Origin of the sequence: Rhodococcus sp. BE178, assembly GCF_050433545.1 — a bacterium.
Lineage (GTDB): Bacteria > Actinomycetota > Actinomycetes > Mycobacteriales > Mycobacteriaceae > Prescottella.
On record NZ_JBNPXA010000004.1, the window covers coordinates 334676 to 354194 of the forward strand.

19 protein-coding genes are annotated in these 19519 nt (G+C 65.9%); 6 read left to right on the forward strand and 13 right to left on the reverse strand.

Translation table 11 applies throughout. The annotated features are described in order from the left end of the window. Positions 1-22 precede the first annotated feature (22 nt). Positions 23-1324 (forward strand): MFS transporter, encoded by a 1302-nt coding sequence (locus tag J2X34_RS10895; RefSeq protein WP_429517129.1) that lies wholly within the window; start codon positions 23-25, stop codon positions 1322-1324. An 86-nt stretch (positions 1325-1410) separates the two neighbouring features. Beyond that, entirely contained in the window at positions 1411-2046 is a 636-nt protein-coding gene (locus tag J2X34_RS10900) for a maleylpyruvate isomerase family mycothiol-dependent enzyme (RefSeq protein WP_181818927.1), read from the forward strand. A gap of 50 nt (positions 2047-2096) precedes the next feature. On the opposite strand, the gene J2X34_RS10905 is transcribed toward J2X34_RS10900, so the two are convergent. Both J2X34_RS10905 and J2X34_RS10910 read right to left on the reverse strand, forming a co-directional pair. Next, positions 2097-3026: an NADP-dependent oxidoreductase gene (locus J2X34_RS10905; RefSeq protein ID WP_429517131.1), complete on the reverse strand. Its 930-nt coding sequence runs from the start codon at positions 3024-3026 to the stop codon at positions 2097-2099. A gap of 73 nt (positions 3027-3099) precedes the next feature. After that, entirely contained in the window at positions 3100-4251 is a 1152-nt protein-coding gene (locus tag J2X34_RS10910) for a Rieske 2Fe-2S domain-containing protein (RefSeq protein WP_429517133.1), read from the reverse strand. A gap of 263 nt (positions 4252-4514) precedes the next feature. On the opposite strand from J2X34_RS10910, the gene J2X34_RS10915 reads away from it, so the two are divergent. Then, on the forward strand, positions 4515-5369 hold the full coding sequence (locus J2X34_RS10915; RefSeq protein ID WP_174913819.1) for an alpha/beta hydrolase: 855 nt from the start codon (positions 4515-4517) through the stop codon (positions 5367-5369). A gap of 20 nt (positions 5370-5389) precedes the next feature. Here J2X34_RS10915 and J2X34_RS10920 read toward each other — a convergent pair whose 3' ends face one another. The 10 genes from J2X34_RS10920 to J2X34_RS10965 all read right to left on the reverse strand — a co-directional run bounded on the left by J2X34_RS10920 (position 5390) and on the right by J2X34_RS10965 (position 15632). Beyond that, positions 5390-5716, reverse strand: coding sequence for a putative quinol monooxygenase (locus tag J2X34_RS10920; protein ID WP_429517135.1), 327 nt, complete (start codon positions 5714-5716; stop codon positions 5390-5392). Positions 5717-5733: 17 nt separating this feature from the next. Further along, positions 5734-7383: a chaperonin GroEL gene (gene groL / locus J2X34_RS10925; RefSeq protein ID WP_429517137.1), complete on the reverse strand. Its 1650-nt coding sequence runs from the start codon at positions 7381-7383 to the stop codon at positions 5734-5736. A 63-nt stretch (positions 7384-7446) separates the two neighbouring features. Continuing rightward, positions 7447-8472, reverse strand: a complete 1026-nt coding sequence (locus J2X34_RS10930) for an NAD(P)-dependent alcohol dehydrogenase (RefSeq protein ID WP_174913828.1) — start codon at positions 8470-8472, stop codon at positions 7447-7449. Beyond that, positions 8469-9215: an iron-sulfur cluster assembly protein gene (locus J2X34_RS10935; RefSeq protein WP_429517141.1), complete on the reverse strand. Its 747-nt coding sequence runs from the start codon at positions 9213-9215 to the stop codon at positions 8469-8471. Before J2X34_RS10935 ends, J2X34_RS10930 begins: the two co-directional genes overlap by 4 nt. Then, the gene (locus J2X34_RS10940; protein ID WP_174913834.1) at positions 9212-10258 is read right to left on the reverse strand and encodes an amidohydrolase family protein; all 1047 of its coding nucleotides are present in this window, start codon (positions 10256-10258) and stop codon (positions 9212-9214) included. The genes J2X34_RS10935 and J2X34_RS10940 overlap by 4 nt, the downstream gene beginning before the upstream one ends. Positions 10259-10298: 40 nt before the next feature. Continuing rightward, a complete protein-coding gene (locus tag J2X34_RS10945) occupies positions 10299-11345 on the reverse strand; it encodes a zinc-binding dehydrogenase (protein ID WP_429517143.1) in 1047 nt (348 codons plus the stop codon). Positions 11346-11382: 37 nt separating this feature from the next. Next, complete coding sequence (gene mimD, locus J2X34_RS10950; RefSeq protein ID WP_174913840.1) at positions 11383-11727, reverse strand: propane 2-monooxygenase effector subunit MimD; 345 nt, start codon at positions 11725-11727, stop codon at positions 11383-11385. Continuing rightward, positions 11724-12830, reverse strand: coding sequence for an aromatic/alkene monooxygenase hydroxylase subunit beta (locus J2X34_RS10955; RefSeq protein WP_174913843.1), 1107 nt, complete (start codon positions 12828-12830; stop codon positions 11724-11726). Before J2X34_RS10955 ends, mimD begins: the two co-directional genes overlap by 4 nt. A gap of 52 nt (positions 12831-12882) precedes the next feature. Beyond that, positions 12883-13920 (reverse strand): 2Fe-2S iron-sulfur cluster-binding protein, encoded by a 1038-nt coding sequence (locus J2X34_RS10960; RefSeq protein WP_429517146.1) that lies wholly within the window; start codon positions 13918-13920, stop codon positions 12883-12885. 80 nt (positions 13921-14000) lie between these two features. Continuing rightward, positions 14001-15632 carry a methane monooxygenase gene (locus J2X34_RS10965; protein WP_174913849.1) on the reverse strand — a complete coding sequence of 544 codons (1632 nt, stop codon included), beginning with the start codon at positions 15630-15632 and terminating at the stop codon, positions 14001-14003. A 317-nt stretch (positions 15633-15949) separates the two neighbouring features. Between J2X34_RS10965 and J2X34_RS10970 the strand changes: the two genes are divergently transcribed. Beyond that, complete coding sequence (locus J2X34_RS10970) at positions 15950-17608, forward strand: sigma-54-dependent Fis family transcriptional regulator (protein WP_429517148.1); 1659 nt, start codon at positions 15950-15952, stop codon at positions 17606-17608. A gap of 249 nt (positions 17609-17857) precedes the next feature. Next, the gene (locus tag J2X34_RS10975; protein WP_174913855.1) at positions 17858-18460 is read left to right on the forward strand and encodes a hypothetical protein; all 603 of its coding nucleotides are present in this window, start codon (positions 17858-17860) and stop codon (positions 18458-18460) included. 25 nt (positions 18461-18485) lie between these two features. Here J2X34_RS10975 and J2X34_RS10980 read toward each other — a convergent pair whose 3' ends face one another. Then, positions 18486-18815 carry a winged helix-turn-helix transcriptional regulator gene (locus J2X34_RS10980; protein WP_429517151.1) on the reverse strand — a complete coding sequence of 110 codons (330 nt, stop codon included), beginning with the start codon at positions 18813-18815 and terminating at the stop codon, positions 18486-18488. Between the two features lie 77 nt (positions 18816-18892). Here J2X34_RS10980 and J2X34_RS10985 point away from each other — a divergent pair, with 77 nt between their 5' ends. After that, entirely contained in the window at positions 18893-19516 is a 624-nt protein-coding gene (locus J2X34_RS10985) for a malonic semialdehyde reductase (RefSeq protein WP_429517153.1), read from the forward strand. Positions 19517-19519 lie beyond the last annotated feature (3 nt).

Below are 19519 nucleotides of genomic sequence, written 5' to 3' on the forward strand. Positions count from 1 at the left end.
GGCGGCGGCCACAATGTACGCCGTGAGTTCCGAGATCGCCCCGCCCGTATCCACCCCGAGCACCACCCCGACCGGGCGCGTACGTCGGATCCACCCGGCCTGGCCCGCGGCCGCCGTCGCCTTCCTGGCGCTGGTGGGCGCCGCCGCATTCCGGGCGGCACCGTCGGTGCTCATCGACCCGCTGCACGACGACTTCGGCTGGTCCCGGGCGAGTATCTCGGCGGCCGTGTCGGTGAACCTGGTGCTGTACGGGCTGACGGCGCCGTTCGCGGCGGCGCTGATGGAACGGTTCGGCATCCGGAAGGTCGTGACCGCCGCGCTGGCGCTGATCGCGCTCGGCAGCGGCCTGACCGTGTTCATGACCACGACGTGGCAGCTGGTGCTGCTGTGGGGCGTGCTGGTGGGCCTCGGCACCGGATCGATGGCACTCGCCTTCGTGGCGACGGTGACCGACCGCTGGTTCGTCGCACGCCGCGGACTGGTCACCGGCATCCTCACCGCCGGTGGCGCGGCCGGGCAGCTGGTGTTCCTGCCCGTCCTCGCGACGCTGGCCGAGCGCTACGACTGGCAGACGGTGTCGGTGACGGTGTCGTTCGCCGCGCTGGCCGTCGTGCCACTGGTACTGCTGTTCCTGCGCAACCGTCCCGAGGACGTCGGCACCACGCCGTACGGCGCCCCCGCCGACTACGTGCGGCCCGCGACTCCGGACGCACCCGGCGGCGCGGTCGGCCGGGCGCTCGGCGTCCTCCGCTCGGCCGCGCGCACCCGCGTGTTCTGGCTGCTGGCAGGCACGTTCGCGATCTGCGGCGCCAGCACCAACGGACTGGTCGGCACTCATTTCGTCCCGGCCGCGCACGACCACGGCATGCCCGTGACGGCGGCCGCGAGCCTGCTCGCGGTGATCGGCATCTTCGACCTGGTCGGCACCATCGCGTCGGGCTGGTTCACCGACCGCTTCGACGCCCGCAAGCTCCTCGGCATCTACTATCTACTGCGCGGCATCTCACTGATGGTGCTGCCGCTGCTGTTCGCACAGACCGTGCACCCGCCGATGATCGCGTTCATCATCTTCTACGGCCTCGACTGGGTGGCCACCGTGCCGCCCACCGTCGCGCTGTGCCGCAAGCACTTCGGCGCCGACGGCCCCATCGTGTTCGGCTGGGTGCTGGCGTCGCACCAGATCGGCGCCGGACTGGTGGCGTTCCTGGCCGGACTGGTCCGCGACCGCTTCGGCGGCTACGACGCCGCCTTCTTCGTCGCCGGCGGGCTGTGCGCGATCGCGGCGGTGATGGCCCTCGCGATCGCGAAGTCACCGCGACGCTGACGACGCACCCGCGATGAGTTTCTTCTCCTCCGTCGGTCAGTATCGAGGGGTGCCCCGGGCACGATCGACGAAACGGGAGGTATGCGATGAACGAGACCACCGACGCGAGCATCCAGGCGATGATCGCCGCCGAACGCGGAGAGATGGCGGACCTGCTGGCCGCGCTCCCGGCGGACCTGTGGAATCGCCAGACGCTGTGTGAGGGCTGGCGGGTCCGCGAGGTGATTGCCCACACGACGATGCCGTACCGCTACTCGACGCCACGCATCGTCCTGGGAATCGTCATGGCGGGAGGCAACTTCAACCGCTTCTCCGACCGGGCGGCGCGACGCGACGCCGAGGCAGTCGCCTCCGACCGACTCGTCTCGTGTCTGCGGGAGAACGTCCACCACCCGTGGAAGCCCCCGGGCGGCGGGTTCGCCGGCGCGCTGTCCCACGACGTCATCCACGGCCTCGACATCACCGTCGGGCTCGGACTCGACCGGCAGGTGCCGCTCGAGCGGTTGCAACTGGTCCTCGACGGGGTGACGCCGAAGAACCTGAAGTACTTCGGCGTGGACCTCGACGGCGTCGAGCTGCGCGCCACCGACCTGGACTTCACGCTCGGCTCGGGCAGCCCCGTCACCGGATCTGCGCAGGACGTCCTGCTCGCCGTCAGCGGGCGCAAACTGCCGCCCGGTCATCTGCACGGTGTGCAGGCGCACCGATTCACGCGGAGCTGATCGACGCCGCTCGCTGGTGGCCGCCATCCCTTTCCGTGGCACTGTTCGGGTCAGGGCAGGAGCACGAACTTCCCACGCGCATGCGGTTTCCGGAGCGCCCGGTGCGCTTCGGCCGCGTCGACGAGAGCGAACCTGGTTCCGACGGCGACGTCGAGACCACCGTCGCCGGCCATGTCCACCAGCAGCGGGCGGGCTTCACGGCGAATCCTCGCGCTGTTCTCGTTTCCCCCGCCGATCGACAGGAAGCCGTCCTGCTCCGCCCGGCCGAACGCGACGATGGTGACGATCCGGTCCCGCGGGGCTCCCAACGCGAGCGACGCGTCGACAGCCTCGTCGCTACCGACCGTGTCGATCACCGCGTCCACCCCGTCGGGGGCGATCGCGCCGATCCTCTCGGGCAACCCCTCGCCGGGCAGCACCGGCAGCGCCCCCAGGGTGCGGAGGAAGTCGTGGTGCCTCTCCCATGCCACCCCGACTACCACCGCACCCCGTGCGACCGCCAACTGCACGGCCAACTCGCCGACCCCGCCGGCGGCGCCCTGGATGACGACGACATCGCCCTCCCCGACACCGGTCACCGTGAGTGCGTCGATGGCGGTTCCGCCCGCTACGAGCAGGCCCGCCGCCGACTCCCACGACAACGCGTCCGGTTTGGGCAGAACGTCTTCCGCCGGCAGCACCACCTGCTCGGCGTAGGCGCCTTCCCCGGCGTACGCGATCACCTCGTCGCCGACGCGAACCGCGTCGACGTCGTCACCGACCGCGATGACGACGCCGGCGCCTTCGACGCCCGGACGGACGGGCAGTCGCGCTGGGTCATGTCCGAAACTGCCGTTGTAGAGCTTGTAGTCGACCGGATTCACCCCGATCGCCCTCATCTGCACCACCACCTGCCCGGACTCGGGCGGCGGGATGTCCCGATCGACCACCTCGAGGACCTCCGGCCCTCCGTACGCGTTCGCGACCACGGTTTTCGCCATAACCGAAGAACCGTGGCCCCGCGACGCGTTATTCCCCTCGCCGCCTAACCGTTACGCCCCTTACCTGCGGAAACTAGTTGGATGCGGCGGCCGCGGCGGTGCGACGCTCGATGTTCTCGGCGACCTCCCGCTGCCAGGCCGCGACGGGCTTGGTGGTGTCCATCTCGAACTCGAAGCGGTTCACCATGTCCGGGGTGATGTCGGCGACGTCGACGTAGAACTGCTCGTACCAGCGACGCAACTGGTACACCGGCCCGTCCTCCTCGCACAGCAGTGGATTCTCGATCCGGGTCTTGTTCTTCCAGATCGCGACGTCCTGCTCGAAGCCGATCGTGATGTACGACGCCATGCTGGCGGCCAACTCCTGCGCCTCCTCGCCCCGGATCTCGTCGGTCTGCTTGACCTTGATGCCGTACATGAGCACGAACTTGTCCGGCGTGATCGGGTAGTGGCAGTTGATCAGGATCGAGTCGATGTCGAAGTCGGGGTAGCGGTACTTGAGTTCGTCGACCATGAAGGACGGCCCGTAGTACGCCGCCACGGAGTCGTTTCCGATCGGAGTGGTCTTCTCCGCCCCGGCCCGGCGCATGTCTTCCCGACCGACGCCCTCGTAGTACTGCGTGGCGACGTGGCCCTCGAAGATGTTCTTGAACTTGATGGGAAAGCCGTAGTGCACGTAGAAGAAGTGCGCCATGTCGACCACGTTGTCGATGATCTCGCGACAGTTGGTGTCGATGGTGATCGACTTCCACACCCAGTCGGTCCACTCCTCACCGGGCTGGCTCATGTCCGGGATCGTGACCTCCGGCGGCGGCGGGTTGCCCTCGGGGTCGTGCCAGACGAACACCAGTCCGTCCTTCTCCATCGTGGTCCACGCCCGGGTCCGGGCCAGCGGGGGCACGCGGCGGGCATACGGGATATCGGTGCACTTGCCCTTGCCGTTCCACCGCCAGTCGTGGAACGGGCACGCCACCGAATCGCCCTTGACCTCGCCCTGACTCAGGTCGCCACCCATGTGCCGGCAGTACGCGTCGAGCACCTGCAGCTCGCCCTGGCTGTCCGCGAAGACCACCAGTTTGGTGCCGAACGCGTGCACCGGGTGCGGCTTGCCGTCGTTGAGGTCCCGCGTGAGTCCGACGCAGTGCCAGCCCCGCGCGAATCGCGTCGGCGCCGCACCGGCGTCGATCATCCGAACTTCTTCGCTATCCGTCTCTATCGCCGTCATGTCCGCTCCCCGAATCCCTTTCGGTGAAATTGTTCGATCGTTCGATCAACCGCTCGGGCGATCGCGTGTCCTGGCTCACAATCCGACAGGTGTCCGGCGAGAGTGACACGGATCTCACTCAATGGGACCGAATCGGACCATTTGTCCTCGATTGGTGACCAAAGTCCATACGGATCCGGCGATTGAATGCCCGCTCCGACGACCGGCGGGGCATCGTGGAGGAAGCACTGGGTACGCGTTCCACGACCCGGAAGGATCCGCCGATGTCCGACACGCCTGCGGCGCAGTCACCCGATCCGACGGCCTCGAACGGTGCACCGCCGGTCATGTTCGTCCACGGCCTGTGGCTGGCGGCCTCGTCCTGGGATCCGTGGCGCGAGAAGTTCGGCGCGGCAGGGTTCTCGACCCTCGCCCCCACCTGGCCCGGCGAGGCACCGACCGTCACCGACACCCGCGCCCACGCCGACGACCAGGCCGGCATCGGGATCGACGAGGTCACCGCCCATTTCGCCGAGGCGATCGCGCCACTGGGACGCAAACCGATCGTCGTCGGGCACTCGTTCGGCGGCCTGATCGCCCAGAAACTCCTGGCCGCGGACGTCGCCGCCGCCGCGGTCGCGATCGATCCCGCACAGATGCAGGGCGTGAAGGCGCTCCCGTTCGCGCAGCTGCGCTCCTCGTTCCCCGTCCTCGGCAACCCCGTCAACGCCAAACGCAGCGTCACGCTCACCCCGGACGCCTTCGCCTACGGTTTCGGCAACGCGCTCGACCGGAGCGAATCGGACTCGCTGTACGACCACTGGGCCATCCCGTCCCCGGGCCGGCCGCTGTTCCAGGCCGCGTTCGCCAACTTCCTGCCGGGATCACCCGCCCACGTCGACACCAACGTGGAACGCGGACCGCTGCTGATCCTCGGCGGCGGACAGGACCACACGGTGCCCGAATCGGTCAGTCGCTCGGCGTACCACCGCTATCACCGGGCGCACACCGACAACGACTACCTCGTCTTCCCGGACCGCGGTCACTCGCTGACCGTCGACCACGGCTGGCCCGAGGTGGCCGACACCGTGATCGAGTGGTTGGCGACGAAGGGATTCGGCGCGGCGGTCAGCCACTAGATCCCCCGTCCTATCGGGATCTACCGTTCGATCTCCAGTTCGCCCATCCGTGACCAGTCGACTCCGGGAATCTCGGTGTTGATGATGCGCGGAGTCTCACGCAGAGCCGGGCGCATCGCGTCCAGTCCCTTCTCGAAGTGCGCGGAACCGACGTGGTCGGCGCCGGCCTGTCCGTCTCGGAACGCCTCGATCAGGATGTACTGCCCGGGACTGTCCACGCTGCGGGTCCATTCGAACCAGAGGTTTCCCGGTTCGGCCCTGGTCGCATCGGTGAATTCCTTGGTGATGACCATCCAGTCGTCCACGCGTTCGTCGAGGACCTCGAACTTCACCACGATAAAGATCACGACGGCTCCAATCTTCGTCAGTAGATATTGGACGGACGGACCATGCCTTCGGCGAGATCGCCGAAGCCCGGAGCCATGATGGCACCAGGATTACCGATGACCTCTTCCACGATGGCGGTCTCGGTCGTGATGAGTAGCGCTGCAATCGATGCCGCGCTTTCGAGGGCGGCACGGGTGACCTTGAACGGGTCGATCACACCGTCGTCGAACATGTCGCCGTACGCCCCTGTGAGCGCGTTGAACCCGTGCCCCAGCGGCAGGTCGGCGACCACCCTGACGACGTCATCGCCATCGAAACCCGCGTTGATCGCGATCCAGCGCAGCGGTTCGTCCAGGGCCCGCCGGACGACGTCGCACCCGATCGCCTCGTCCCCGGCAAGATCGACGTCTGTGAGCGCGCGATGCGACTGTGCCAGCGCGGTTCCGCCCCCGGACACTATCCCCGCCTCGACTGCAGCACGGGTGGCGGCCAGAGCGTCCTCGACACGGAGCATCCGCTCCTTGAGCTCCACGCTGGTGGCGCCTCCGACGCGGATCACGGCCACCCGCCCCGTGAGCCGGGCGATGCGCAGTTCGAGGCTGTCCCGATCGGCATCGATCTTGGCCCGCTCGAGCTGAGCCTCCAGCTGCCCGACTCGGGCATCGAGGAGACGCTGATCCCCGTGTCCGCCGACAATGGTCGTCTCGTCCTCGGTCACGGTGATCCGGTCACACGACCCGAGGCGTTCGAGTGTCACCTCCGACAGCTCGATGCCGGTGTCCTTGGCAATGACGTGCCCCCCGAGCGCCACCGCGAGGTCTTCCAGTTCGGCGACACGGCGGTGTCCGAACCCCGGTGCGCGGACGACCACCGACTGCATCGTCCTGTGCATGTTGCCGCCGACGAGGAGCTGCAGAGCCGGGCCGTCGACATCCTCGGCCAGCACGACCAGGGGCCGGTCGGCGCGCTTGGCCACCTCGATGCTCGGCATGATGTCCTGCACCTGGGTGATCTTCTTGTTGGTGAGCAGAATCAGCGGATGGTCGTGGACGGCTTCCATCCGCTCGGGGTCGGTGACCATGTAACCGGACGTGTAACCGTGATCGAATGCGATCCCGTCGACGATCTCGACCGACAGCCCGAGTGCTTCGCTCTCTTCGGTGGTGACGACCCCCGACTCGCCGACGTAGTCGACTGCCTGTGCGACAACATCTCCGATCGACTCGTCATCGCTCGCGGCGAGCGTCGCGATCCGCTGCAGGTCGTCCCGACCCCCCACCTGAGTCGCCTGATCACGGAGCGCCTCGACGACCACCGTCACGGCCCGTTCGATTCCCCGGCGCACACGCATGGGGTTGGCGCCGGCTTCGACCGAACGAAGCCCCTCGCGAACCATCGCCTGGGCCAGCACGGTCGCGGTGGTGGTGCCGTCGCCGACCACACCGTTGGTCTTCATCGCCACTTCCTTGACCAGCTGCGCGCCCATGTTGGTGAAGGGCTCACGGAGCTGGATCTCCCGTGCGATCGTCACGCCGTCGTTGGTGATCGTGGGCGGTCCGGTGAGCTTCTCGAGCACCGCGTTGCGACCCTTGGGGCCGAGGGTCACCTTCACCGCGTCGGCAAGGGCGTTGACGCCCTGCTCGAGCCGCGATCGCGCATCCGTGTTGTACCGCAGCTCCTTGGCCATGGCCGGCATTCCTTTCGTGGATTTCTGTTGCGGGAGAAGTGCATCTGCGGGAGAACGCGGCTGTCAGGGGACGAGAATCGCCCGGCCTCGCACTCTCCCGGCGTCGAGATCGTCGAGTGCTTGCTGAAAGTCCTCGAGGGGGTACTCGGTGGTATGCAAGGTGACCTTGCCCTGGGCCGCCAGGGTCATGAGCTCCTGCAGGTCGTTGTAGGTGCCGACGAGATTCCCGATGAAGTTGATCTCCGCGGAGATCACGTCGATCGTCGGGACGTCGATGTTCTCGCCGTAACCGACGACGTAGTAGTTGCCGGCGCGACGCAACACCGAGATCCCTTCGCGAGTGGCGCCACCCTCTCCGACGAAGTCGACGACGGCTTCGGCGCCCTGCCCGCCGGTCAGCTCCAGGACCTGCTGGACGTGGGTACCGTCGGCGACGATGCCGTGATCCGCACCGATCTCCACCGCGAGGTCGACGGCGGCGGGATTGCGATCGAGGACGACCACGGTCACTCCGGAGATCGCCTTGAGGACTTGGATGCCGATGTGGCCGAGCCCTCCCGCCCCGATCACCACGCACACATCTCCGGGTCTGGTCGCCGTCGCGACCTTCGCTACGGCGTGGTACGCCGTCAGGCCGGCGTCGGCGAGAGCGGCGACATCGGCCGGCTCGAGCGAGTCGTCGATCCGTACGACGCTGCGCGCCGTGGTTCGCAGGTATTCGGCATAGCCGCCGTTGAAGTCGATCCCGGGAAACTTGCTGTTCTCGCAGTGGACGTCGTCACCGGACCGGCAGGCACGGCACAGTCCACACGTGATGAGCGGGTGCAGGATCACCTTGTCGCCGACGGCGACATTGGTGACGGCGTCGCCCACGGCGTGTACCCAGCCCGCGTTCTCGTGGCCGATCGTGTACGGCAGTTCGACGCCGCTCTTCTTCTCCCACTGCCCCTCGAGAATGTGCAGATCGGTCCGGCACACGCCTGCACCACCGATTCGCACGATGACGTCGAGCGGGCCCTCGACCACAGGTTCCGGGATGTCGGTGAGCTGCAGCTTGGTGTGGTATCCGACGACCTGTACGGCCTTCATCGCAGGCTCCTGGTGGTTCTGAGATCGGTGATCCGGGGTGTGGTGCCGACGGAGTCGCCGTCGGCGTAACGGGTGGCGAGCAGACCGCGACAGAAGTGCGCATTGCCTTCCATCGAGATGCGAACGGATTTCGCGAACCTCAGGCGCAGAGGTACCGAATCGGGAGCGATGCGCTGCCCGTTGTCGTCGACGAACACCCGACTGGCAGGGCACACACTCAACCCGAGACGGACGCGGCGGCGCAGCAGTGCGGTCTTGGCCCTTCCTGCTGCAAGGTCACCGAGGGTGAGCTTGTGGATCTCGTTCACGCCCAGGGTCGTCCGCTTCAGGTGGGCTTCGACGCACCGTTCCATTGCGGCCGAATGAGCCTTGGACAGAAAGGTTCTGCGCAATTCGTGCAGACTCTCCTCCGCCTCGGAACCGAACGTTCCGATGTATCCCGCGTCGGCGGCCAGGCCGGCGTTGATCTTGTCGCTGTCGTGGTGGTCGTCCAGCAGCACTCGAACCTCACCGATGTCCTCGACGAGCCGCAGGGCGTCGAGCGCGTCCGACGCCATCAGGTAGGCGAAGTTCGGTGAGCAGAAGGCGGTGGGGAGCCTCAGATGGACGGTGACCCCGTCGTCGTCGAGCGTGATCGAACGGACGAAGCCCAGTTCGGTGATGGGTTCGTCCAGCTCCGGGTCGACGACCGTAGTGAGGGCCTCGATGACGTCGGTCTCCGCGCAGGCAACGGCGGCCGTCATGACGACACGGCCTCTCGGGCACCGGCAGCGACCTCGACACCTTCCTGTCCGGCAGGCTCGTCCAGTCGCAGGTGCGCGGGAACGTCCAGATCGTAGAGGGCTGCCGCGTTGAGTCCGAGGATCTTCCTCTTCTGGTCGACGGTGATCGGGGCGTACTCACCGAGCATGTCCTCGGGAATCTGGAAGTCGACGAACTTCTCGATCAGCCACTTGGGGGTCCAGATCGCGTAGTCGCTTCCGAAGAGGATCTTGTCCTCGCCGATCCAGTAGAGGAGTTCACCGATGATCTGGGCGAAGTACCGGGGCCTGCTGTGGATGAACGGCAAGGCGACCGCGAGCCCGCCGTAGACGTTCGATTCCTGAGTGGCGATCCAGCAGAAGTCCTCGAGCCGCGGCAGACCGACGTGCTCCACGACGAACCGCAGATCCAGGTAGTCGGTGGCGACCTTGTCGATGTCGGACACATCGAAGGCGTCGCGATCGAGCGGACGGATCGTCGGCCCCTTGTGGACGTGAATGTTCCTGATACCCAGCTCGATACATTCCTCCAGGTACCGCCTCGACCACGGATCGTCGAGCTTGTATCCGCGGGAGTCACCATGCCACTCCGCGGTGTAGAGCTTGACGCCCTGCAGGTTCATCCGGGCCGCGTCCCTGCGCAGTTGCTCGAGGCCGGCCTCCTCGTGTCGGGGGTCGTACGCATGGTTGTAGGTGAGCTTCCCCGGGTTCTTGCGCACCAGCGCGAGCGCCTCTTCGGTCTGTCCGAACCCGTTGTGGTAGAAGTCGTTCAGCAGGGTTGCCTGGAAGATCGCATGGTCGACGTATCCGTCCACGAAAATGTCGCGCTCGAACCTGTCGGCACCGTAGTAGGTGTAGGTGTCGTAGTCCCACAGGACTTCTTCGGGGCTGAGGTTCTTGTGGTAGTCGTAGAAGCAGTCGATGAACTGCTTGCCATGCACGTTCTTCTGGTTCGACTGGCGCGCGTCCCAGAGGTGTACGTGACCGTCGACGATGAAATACTTTTCACCATTCTTCTCATACATTCTGCAAGCTCCAATCGCTGGAATCTGTTGATGGACGCGATCATCGAGAGATAGTGACCTTCAAAGCGTCGTGGGCATCCGCATGAGCGAAGACTTCGTATGCTTCGACCATCTGGTCGAGGCCGAACGAGTGGGTACCGAACGCGCCGGCGTCGATCCGGCCGTGCTCCACCAGGTCCAGGAGAGTCGCGATTGTCGTGCCGTTGACCAAGCCGGTGGTGATCGTGATGTTGTTGATCCAGAGTTCCTCGAGTCGCAGGCTCACGGGCTTTCCGTGCACACCCACATTGGCGATGTGCCCCCCGGGTCGGACCAGCGTGGTGCACAGCTCGAAGGTCTCCGGGATGCCGACCGCCTCGATCGCTACGTGTGCGCCTTGACCACCGGTGAGTTCCAGGATGCGTTCGCGCACATCATCTCGGCCGCTGTTGAGCGTCTCGTCTGCACCGAAGTCGAGCGAGCGTTTGAGTCTCGCGTCGGAGAGGTCCACGGCAACCACCGTCGCGGCGCCGTACAGTTCGGCGGTGCTGACCGCGGACAATCCGACGGGTCCGGCGCCGACCACGACGACGGTGTCGCCGGGCCGGACGTGAGCGTTCTGCACTCCGATCTCGAATCCTGTGGGGAGAATGTCGGCCAGGAAGATCGCCTGCTCATTGCTCACGGCGTCAGGCAGCACGTGCACGCTGGTCTCGGCGTAGGGCACGCGGACGTACTCGGCCTGCGTTCCATCGATCAGATGCCCGAAGATCCAGCCGATCCCGCCGACCGACGCGCAGTGCGAGGGCATCGCGGCCTTGCAGGGTGCGCACTTGCCGCACGAGGTGATGGCCGGCACGAGCACTCGGTCGCCGACCGCGAGCGAGGTGACTGCCGATCCGACCTCGGTGATCGTGCCGACCGCCTCGTGGCCGAGGACCCGACCGGGTGTGACGGCCGGGACGTCACCCTCCAGGATGTGCAGGTCTGTTCCACAGATCGTGGTCGCATCCACGCGGACCACCACATCGGTGGGTTCGATCAACTGCGCATCGGGAACGTCGGTCCACGACTTCGATTGCGGGCCTTGGAATACAAGCGCTTTCACGACGACCTCCTTCGGTGGGAGAGATGACCGAGCAATGTCACTGACGTTCCGCGAGATCGAAGCCGATGTGCTCGGCGGCATCCTCGGGGCTGGCGAACAGCAATGTCTTGTCATCGAGGTGGACCATGCGCCCGTAGTGGGTGGAGCTGATCTCCTCGAAGATGGAGCCGTCGAATTCTTCGCCCAACGCCTCGGTGAGTTCGGCGTAGTCGAAATCGAGAAGACGGTGGCCGTCGACGCGAATCATCGACGGGTACTCGGTCAGCTCCACCCCCTCTTTCGCGCCCATTACTTCCGCGACGACGCGACCGATGGGGGTGTTCATCAGGGTGACGCCACACATGTTGGAGAACTCGGTGGACGATCCGAATTGCATGCTCACTTGTCCAACTCCTTCGGGATGTCGAGCCCGAGATCTTCGAGCAGAGACCGGAATTTCACGGTGGCAGCGTCGAGACTCGACGCAAAGGTCACCGCCTTGTCGGCCGGCTGCGACCAGATCGGCTGCAGCGCGCGGGCCGCCTCGAGACACCGGGGCACCCACGTGGCCAGCCACGTGCCGAACAGGTCCTTGTTCGACTCCCCGTACTCGGGATCCCTGGTCAACAACCGGTAGAGGTTACGGGTGTAGGTGAGATCGCGGTCGTAGTCGTGTTCGCCGGTGCCCACGATGGTCGGCGTGATGTAGTCGCCGTTGCCGGCGGCGATCTGCATGACGAGTTCGCTGCGGAACAACGAGCCCACCAACTGCTCGAAGACGATGTTGGAGCCGAAGAGCAGTTCACACCAGTCGGGCACCGCGGTCAGTCGCTCGACGACCTCTCGGGTGGGCTGCCACTCGGGGGCGGACTGCCACACCTCCTTGTGCACCGCGCCGTCGAAGTTCTCCGTAGCCTCGGACAGATCCAGGTTGAACAGCGCCAGGTCCTGCGCGAATCGCATCTTGTGGGCGGCGTTCACCGCGACGGCGGTGTTGATCATGTTGGTCGGGCACGACCGTTGGATCGACGTGAACACATGCAGCGCAAGACCGTTCTCGGCGTGCATCCACGCCCCCAGGTTGCGGGCGATGAACGTCAGCCACGGCGTGTTCCAGGCGTCGTAGACACGAGCTCGTTTGGCGTTGGACAGACAGAGCTCGACCTGGTGTACGACTTTGGAGTTGTTTCGATAGATCGTCTGGTCCCACTCCTCGTTCGGGTCGAGGAACGCGTGCCAGTCCGACGACTTCGCAGCCGTCCACTCCTTCGGGTATCCGCCGGGTCCGTCGCCGAAGCCGTATATCCACCCCTGCGACAGGTGACGTTCGGGGTCGGGCTGCACGTCGACGGTCACGTCCTCGTACATCGTCGATCGCAACTTGGCCGGCGTGTAGTAGCTGAACCTGCGGCTTCTGGAGCTGGGAAACTCGAGCGCGCCGGCCTCGGAGTCGGTGAACTCGATCTTGGGAAAGCTGCGCTGCTTGGACCCGGTAGTTGTCGTCATCTCATTTCTCAGTTCTGGTCGGTGAAGCGAGGAAGGTGATACCCAACGGCTGCTACTCGAAGGCCGGGCTGGTGAACTTGTCGTAGAAGACCTGATCCCTCGGCGTGCTGTCGGCCTCGAGCAGTTCGAGCGCGGCATCCACCATCGGTGGCGGTCCGCACAGATAGACCTCGGACTTACGGATCTCCGGTTCGCGGCGGCTCACGACGTCGGTGACGTTGCCCTCCTCGCAGGTGATCGGACCGAACGGCGGCGGGTCCATCGACTCCGAGAAGCAGGCGACGAAGGTGAAGTCCGTCAGGCCCTTCCCGAGCTCGAGGATTTCGTCGACGTAGAACAGGTCCTGCGCGGTGCGGGCGCCGTAGTAGAAGTGCACCTGCCGCGTGTTGCCCGTTTCGCTCATGTGCCGGAGCAGCGAGAGGATCGGCGCCATCCCCGCTCCGCCCCCGATGAAGACCACCGGGAGGACGTGCCCCTGTTTGAGCGTGAACGACCCGTAGGGGCCGGTGAGGGAGATCTCGTCGCCCACCGAGATCCCGTCCTCGAGTAGGCTGGAGAATCTTCCACCCGGATACTTCTTGATGAGGAACTCGACCTGCCCGGGCGTCGATTGTGTCGTCGCCATGGAGAAGGACCGGTGCTCCTCGGTGCCTGGAATCTGCAGGTCCGAATACTGGCCCGGTTTGAACTCGTACGCCCCGACCACCTGGAGCCGCAGCGAGACGATGTCCTTCGTCATCGATTCGATCGCGGCGACCCGGGTGCGCACATCCTGGATGGCGATACCGCCGAGGAGTTCGTCCTCGTCGAAATTCAGTAGCTCGATGGTGCAGTCGCTGAAAACGTGTGAGCGGCAGAGCAGTACGTAGCCCTCGTCGGCCTCCGCGTCGTTGCACGCGAAGGTCGAGTAGTCCTCCATCTGGATCTCGCCGTCGAGGACGTAGGACTTGCATGCCGAGCACCGCCCCTCGCGACAGCCGTGCATCAGGTGAATACCCTGCCGGAACGCGGCATCGAGCACGGTCTCCTCTTCGTCGACTTCCATCTCGATGTCGACGGGCTCGAAATTGATTCGGTGCGTGTCGGCCACGGGTGGTCTCCTGGGCTCGGGAATGAGGTTGAGGCCGCATGTGGCGCCGCGTGGACGCGGCGCCACCGACGGGCCCGGTGTCAGGCCGGCACTCCGCCGGCGCGGTACGCGGCGACGTGGGCATCGCGTTCGCTGTCGGACATTTCGTTCAAGAGCACATTCGGGCTCTGGAACGTATTGCCGCGTACGTCGTCGAGAGTCCACAGCTTCTTCGGGTCGTCCAAGTCGAGGTGCGGCTGGCCGACGAGCGTCCTGCCGTCGTCACGCACGTACCCGAGGTCGTGCACGATGTCGGCGAGATCCTTGCCGTGGTGCAAGGTTTCCCATTCGCGGAATCCCGTGAGCCGCCCCATGTTCGGGGTCGGCCTGCCCTGGTACTCGCTGCGGAACGCGACCGCGTCGGTCCAGTAGCACGTCTCCGAGCAATACGTCCGCCACTGGTCGTCGACCTTCTCCACGACCATGTCCTCGCGGATGAGGGCGGGCACCATGCAGGTCCAGCAGCGGTGCGGGTACTGGTACCCGACCTCCTCGAAAGCGATCGGCTTGTTCCGGCCCGGGTAGGCGAGACGGTTGTATTCCTCCCACCACTTGCCGTACTTCGAGTACCAGCCCGGGTACTTGTGCTCGAACCACTCGAAGTCCTTGTCCGTCATCGCGTCGATCCGCCAGTAGTTGACGGGCCAACCCGTGGCGAAGAACCGGGCCACCTCGTGGACGTAGCCCTTCTCGACGATGCGGTTCCACGCCTCTTCGACCAGATCGTGCGGGATGGTCAGGCCGTACTTCTCGAGCGGGATGAGGTAACTGCGGTAGTAGTCGTCGTAGATCCACCGTCGCCACATCTCGGCATAGCTCTCGCGGTCCTTGCGGCGGTCCTTGGTGCCGTATTCGATGAAGGTGCCGATCGCTGCATCGACCACGCAGTGGTTGTTCCACCACGCGTACCGCAGGTCCCGCTCGAGGAGGGGACGGTTCCGTTCGTCGGCGAGCGCCATCAACAGAATCGAGTAGCCGTTCGAGATGTGCCGCGATTCGTCGGACTGCACCGAGTGGAAGACGGTGGGCAGCAAGTAGTCTCCGTTGGCCGCGGCCTCGTCGGGCATGGCCACGAACAGTGTGTTGGTGAACGCGGTCTCGGCCACCACCGTCAGGTAGATGTTCGCCGCGGTGATCGCGTCACCGGTGATGAACCCTTCACCGAACTGTCTGCCGATGGTGCCGGCGTAGTTGTTCGCGAACGCCTTCTCCGTCATGTCGAAGCCGGCAGGGTCGATGTAGTTGTTCATATACAGCTTCTTGAGGTTCATCTGGATAGTCGAGTGACGAACCTCGTCGATCATCTGAACGGCAAGTCCGTTGTGGATCTCCGGGTTGGGCACGGCGTCGATGGCCATCGGCATGGCCCGCGCCGCCGAGATTTCCGGGAAGGGAATGATCGACAGGAACAACTTCTGCCATTCCAGCCACCGCTGCTGCACCTGCCGGAACATGTTGCCGCGGATCGCGCCGTCCATGGCGCCGTAGACCCGATTGTCCTTTTCCTCCTCCATTGGGAAGTAGGACCGCATGATCTGCTTGAGAGGGTCCTTCTTCGGGGCCTTCTCGAACGTGTAGTCGGTGCCGAACCGGGTGGCCGGGGTCGCGAAAGTCGGCTCCCACGAGAGCTCGGTGATCTTTGCGTGGGCCTTAGTCAGGCTCTGCCTGCTCACTGTGCGCCTCCTGAACGGGGTGCCGGCCGGATGCCGGCTAGGGGGGACGTTGTGCGTCCGATTCAACGCTGTGATACACGGCATATCTGTCTCAGTGTGAGACGAAACTCACATTCACTAGGGCGCCTGCTGCATACACTTGCCCCGCGCGATGACCTCTGGCCCGCCCGAACAGCCGACACGGGAGATCAACGATGGGTTCGCAGACGCCGAACAGCCCACATCCGCATGGGGCATCTACCGGCGATACCCCCCAGGCTCATTTACCGACTGCGGCCGCCGGCTCTCCCGGTCGCCGGCTCGACCATTGGCTCCGCATGTCCTGGTCGCGGTCACGGGTCGTGCTGGGTGACGTCGACCGTCCCGCCGCGGAATACGTCGAGCGACCGCCGGTCGACACCGTTCTCACCCGCGCCGCCCGACCGGTGCTGGCCGCCCTGGCCGCCGAGATCGAGAACGAGCCGGTCTCGCTGATCCTGACCGATGCCACGGGCGTCGTCCTCTGGCGCCGCAGCGGAGACCGCGGATTGCTGACGACACTCGACCGAGTGGACCTCGCTCCCGGATTCCGCTACGCGGAAACACAAGTCGGGACAAATGGGATAGGAACGGCACTGGAGGTCGGGGTGCCCGTTCTGGTCGACGGGAGCCAACACTTCAGCGGGCAGTTGCGTTCGTTCAGCTGTGCCGGGGCGCCGGTGACGCATCCCATCACCGGCGCGATCCTGGGGGTCGTGGACCTGACCACCAGGGCACAGCATTCGAACTCGCTGCTGCTGTCCTTCGCCAAACTGGCCGCCGCCCGCATCAGCGAACGCATCCTCGAGGATGCCCACGAACTGGACCGGGCGGTGTTGAACGACTATCGCGCTGCATGCCAGCATTCGGGACGACCGGTCATAGCCATCGGCGAGGAAGTGCTGATGATCAATGCGTTGACACAGCAACAATTCGACGCGGGTGACCAGATGGCCATCATCGAACACGCCCGGGACGCACGCGGGGTGGCCAAGCCGTTCTCGACCCTCACCGACCTACCGAGTGGCACCACCGCGCGGCTGAGCTACGAGCCGACCTTCGCCGGCGACAAACTGGCCGGGGGCATCGTCCGGATCAAGGCGCAGGTTTCCGCCACGACCCGTTCCCCGCTGGGCGCCGGGCGTGCACCTGCGCTGCGTACGATCGCCGGAAGCAGCGCTGTGTGGCGGCACACCGCCCAGGGTGTGATCGATGCATGCAAGCGGCGGGAATGGCTCGTCCTCGACGGAGAGCCGGGGGTCGGGAAGGCCGCGTTGATCCGGGCGGTGCACCAAAATGTCTGGGCAGGGCACAGACTCGCGCTGCTCGACGCCGCCGAGCTCGACAGCAACGAACTACTCGACCGAGCAGCATCGGAGTTCGACAGCGGATCGGATCTGGCAATACTTCACGCCGACGTCTTGCATGAGCCCGAACTCGTCGAGCTCACGCACGTGCTGCAGGCGGCGCCCCCAGGGCCGCTCGCCCGTGATCCGTGGGTGAGCCTGACCCGACATCCGCAGGCGGTCGACACTTCCTCTCTGCTCCGGCTGTTTCCGAAGTCGATCAGCGTGCCGCCCTTGCGGTATCACCTCGAGGACATCCCTGATCTCGTGCGGGTACTCCTCGACGCGGCCGGGGCCACCGACCTCGTTCTGGCGCCCGCCGCCTTGAACCAGCTCATGCGCCTGGCATGGCGCGGAAATGTGACTCAGTTGCGCGACGTCCTCGAGGAGGTCCATAGGCACCGCCGCTCGGGTGTCATCGAACCGGAGGCGTTACCCGCCGAGTGCCGGGCGACGACCCGCCACAACCTGACCAGGATGCAGGCCCTCGAGCGCGATGCGATCGTCGATGCAATCGCCCTGCACGCCGGTGACAAGACTGCCGCAGCGGCGGCGCTGGGAATGTCTCGCGCAACGATCTGCCGCAAGATCCGCGAGTTCGGGATCGTGTAGCTCTGGCGAGATGGACAGAGTCCGATCGGTATTCGGTCCGATGCCCGACCGGTTGTCTCGTTGATCCCGTCAGTACCGTCGACGGTCGACCTCGGCTGGATATGGCCCCGTTCCGACGACTACGGTCTCCATCGACGGCGATGGGTTGCCGGCGTCGGGACGCTCGGACAGCCACCGCTCGAAGGCCCCGCCTACCGGCAGCGCCTGTCGAAGTGGACGTGCAAACGAACGAAGGCTGGTCGCAGAGCAATGACAGATCTCGGCGTGCAGGACCGCCGCACCGCAATCGACGTGACTGCCCGCGCGCTGACCGAGGTCGGTGCGCCGTGGGTCGTCAACATCGTGGCGTCGATGATCATGGGTGTCGCGGTGGGCGCTCCCGGCTGGGGGGCATTCGTCGCGGTGTGCGCCGGCGTCGTCCCGATGGGCGTCATCCTGGCCGGGATGCGGCGGGCGCGGATCGGCGATCACCACGTCACCCGGATCGACGAGCGACATCTGCTGATGGTCGTGCTTCTCGTTGTCGTGTTGGGCGGGTTGGTCGTCCAGATCGTGGCGCACGCGCCGATCGAGATGATCGCGTTCATGTCGGCGGGCCTGGTGGCGCTGCTGGTCGCGGCCGTGATCACCAGCCTCTTCCACTGGAAGGTCAGTGTCCACACCGGTGTGTCGGCAGGCGTGACAGTCGTTCTGGCGCTCGCCGTGTCGCCGTGGTGGCTGCTGACGCTGGTCCTCACACCGTTGATCGGCTGGTCCCGGGTTCACCTCGGAGACCACACGCGCGGGCAGGTCGTCGTCGGCGCGCTCGCCGGAGCGCTCGCCGCCGGCCTGACCTACGCGTCCATCGCCTAGGACGGCTCGTCGGCGCGACCCTCGATCAGGCCGGCAGGTTCTCCGTGGCCCAGGCCGTGATCTCCCGCAGCGCCGGGAGAAGCGCCTGGCCGGACGGCGTCAGACTGTAACTGACAGCGATCGGCGGACCGTCGTCGACCACCCGCTGGACCAGTCCGGCCTTGCCCAGAACGCCGAGCCGCTCGGAGAGCACCGAGTCGCTGATGCCCGCGACCGCGCGGCGCAACTCGGAGAATCCGGCCGGGCCGGACAGGAGGGTCGCGAGAATGACGCCGTTCCAACGCTTCCCGAGAAACTCGAAGGCGCGTGCGAGGGCCGCGTCGCACGCCCTCGGTTCGTGTTCCTCGATCGCCATGCCCCGATCCTAGCAACCAGTGCTACTTTCGACATAGCCACTAGTAATTTAGAAGTCGCAAGGAAGAAGGAAGCATCATGACCGAACTTGCCGAGGGCGTGACCCACACGCTCGGCACCCTCGACGAGGCCGGCCGCGCCGCGCTGTTCACCGAGGCGCGCACCGCGAACACGTTCGCCCCCACCCCCGTCAGCGACGCCGAGCTCGCCGAAATCTGGGAGCTCGCGAAGTGGGCGCCGACGGCAGCCAACACCCAGCCGCTGCGGGTGCTCTTCGTCCGCACCGACGAGGGTCGCGCGCGGCTCGCCCAGCACATGGCCGACGGCAACAAGGCGAAGGTGCAGGCAGCGCCCGCGGTGGCCGTACTCGCGGTGGACACCCGCTTCCACCATCACATTCCGACGGTGTTCCCGATCCGCCCCGAAATGGCCGACTTCTACGAGGCCAACGAGGAGGTGCGCTCCGGCACCGGGTCGTTCAACTCGGCACTGCAGGCGGGCTACTTCATCCTCGCGGTCCGCGCGCTGGGCCTGGCGGCCGGGCCGATGGCCGGCTTCGACGCCGCCGGGATCGACGGCGAGTTCTTCGCGGACGGGCCGTGGAAGTCGATCCTCGTCGTCAACATCGGGCACCCCGGCGAGAACCCGTGGTTCGACCGTCTCCCCCGGCTCGACCCGGCGGAGACCCTGCACTGGGCCTGAGAC

What these genes read in the sequence shown, in the direction of transcription:
- J2X34_RS10900 (WP_181818927.1), top strand. Translation starts at nt 1,411, where the DNA reads ATGAACGAGACCACCGACGCGAGCATCCAGGCGATGATCGCCGCCGAA.
- J2X34_RS10905 (WP_429517131.1), bottom strand. Translation starts at nt 3,026, where the DNA reads ATGGCGAAAACCGTGGTCGCGAACGCGTACGGAGGGCCGGAGGTCCTC.
- J2X34_RS10910 (WP_429517133.1), bottom strand. Translation starts at nt 4,251, where the DNA reads ATGACGGCGATAGAGACGGATAGCGAAGAAGTTCGGATGATCGACGCC.
- J2X34_RS10915 (WP_174913819.1), top strand. Translation starts at nt 4,515, where the DNA reads ATGTCCGACACGCCTGCGGCGCAGTCACCCGATCCGACGGCCTCGAAC.
- groL (WP_429517137.1), bottom strand. Translation starts at nt 7,383, where the DNA reads ATGGCCAAGGAGCTGCGGTACAACACGGATGCGCGATCGCGGCTCGAG.
- J2X34_RS10930 (WP_174913828.1), bottom strand. Translation starts at nt 8,472, where the DNA reads ATGAAGGCCGTACAGGTCGTCGGATACCACACCAAGCTGCAGCTCACC.
- J2X34_RS10935 (WP_429517141.1), bottom strand. Translation starts at nt 9,215, where the DNA reads ATGACGGCCGCCGTTGCCTGCGCGGAGACCGACGTCATCGAGGCCCTC.
- J2X34_RS10940 (WP_174913834.1), bottom strand. Translation starts at nt 10,258, where the DNA reads ATGTATGAGAAGAATGGTGAAAAGTATTTCATCGTCGACGGTCACGTA.
- J2X34_RS10955 (WP_174913843.1), bottom strand. Translation starts at nt 12,830, where the DNA reads ATGACGACAACTACCGGGTCCAAGCAGCGCAGCTTTCCCAAGATCGAG.
- J2X34_RS10970 (WP_429517148.1), top strand. Translation starts at nt 15,950, where the DNA reads ATGTCCTGGTCGCGGTCACGGGTCGTGCTGGGTGACGTCGACCGTCCC.
- J2X34_RS10975 (WP_174913855.1), top strand. Translation starts at nt 17,858, where the DNA reads ATGACAGATCTCGGCGTGCAGGACCGCCGCACCGCAATCGACGTGACT.
- J2X34_RS10980 (WP_429517151.1), bottom strand. Translation starts at nt 18,815, where the DNA reads ATGGCGATCGAGGAACACGAACCGAGGGCGTGCGACGCGGCCCTCGCA.
- J2X34_RS10985 (WP_429517153.1), top strand. Translation starts at nt 18,893, where the DNA reads ATGACCGAACTTGCCGAGGGCGTGACCCACACGCTCGGCACCCTCGAC.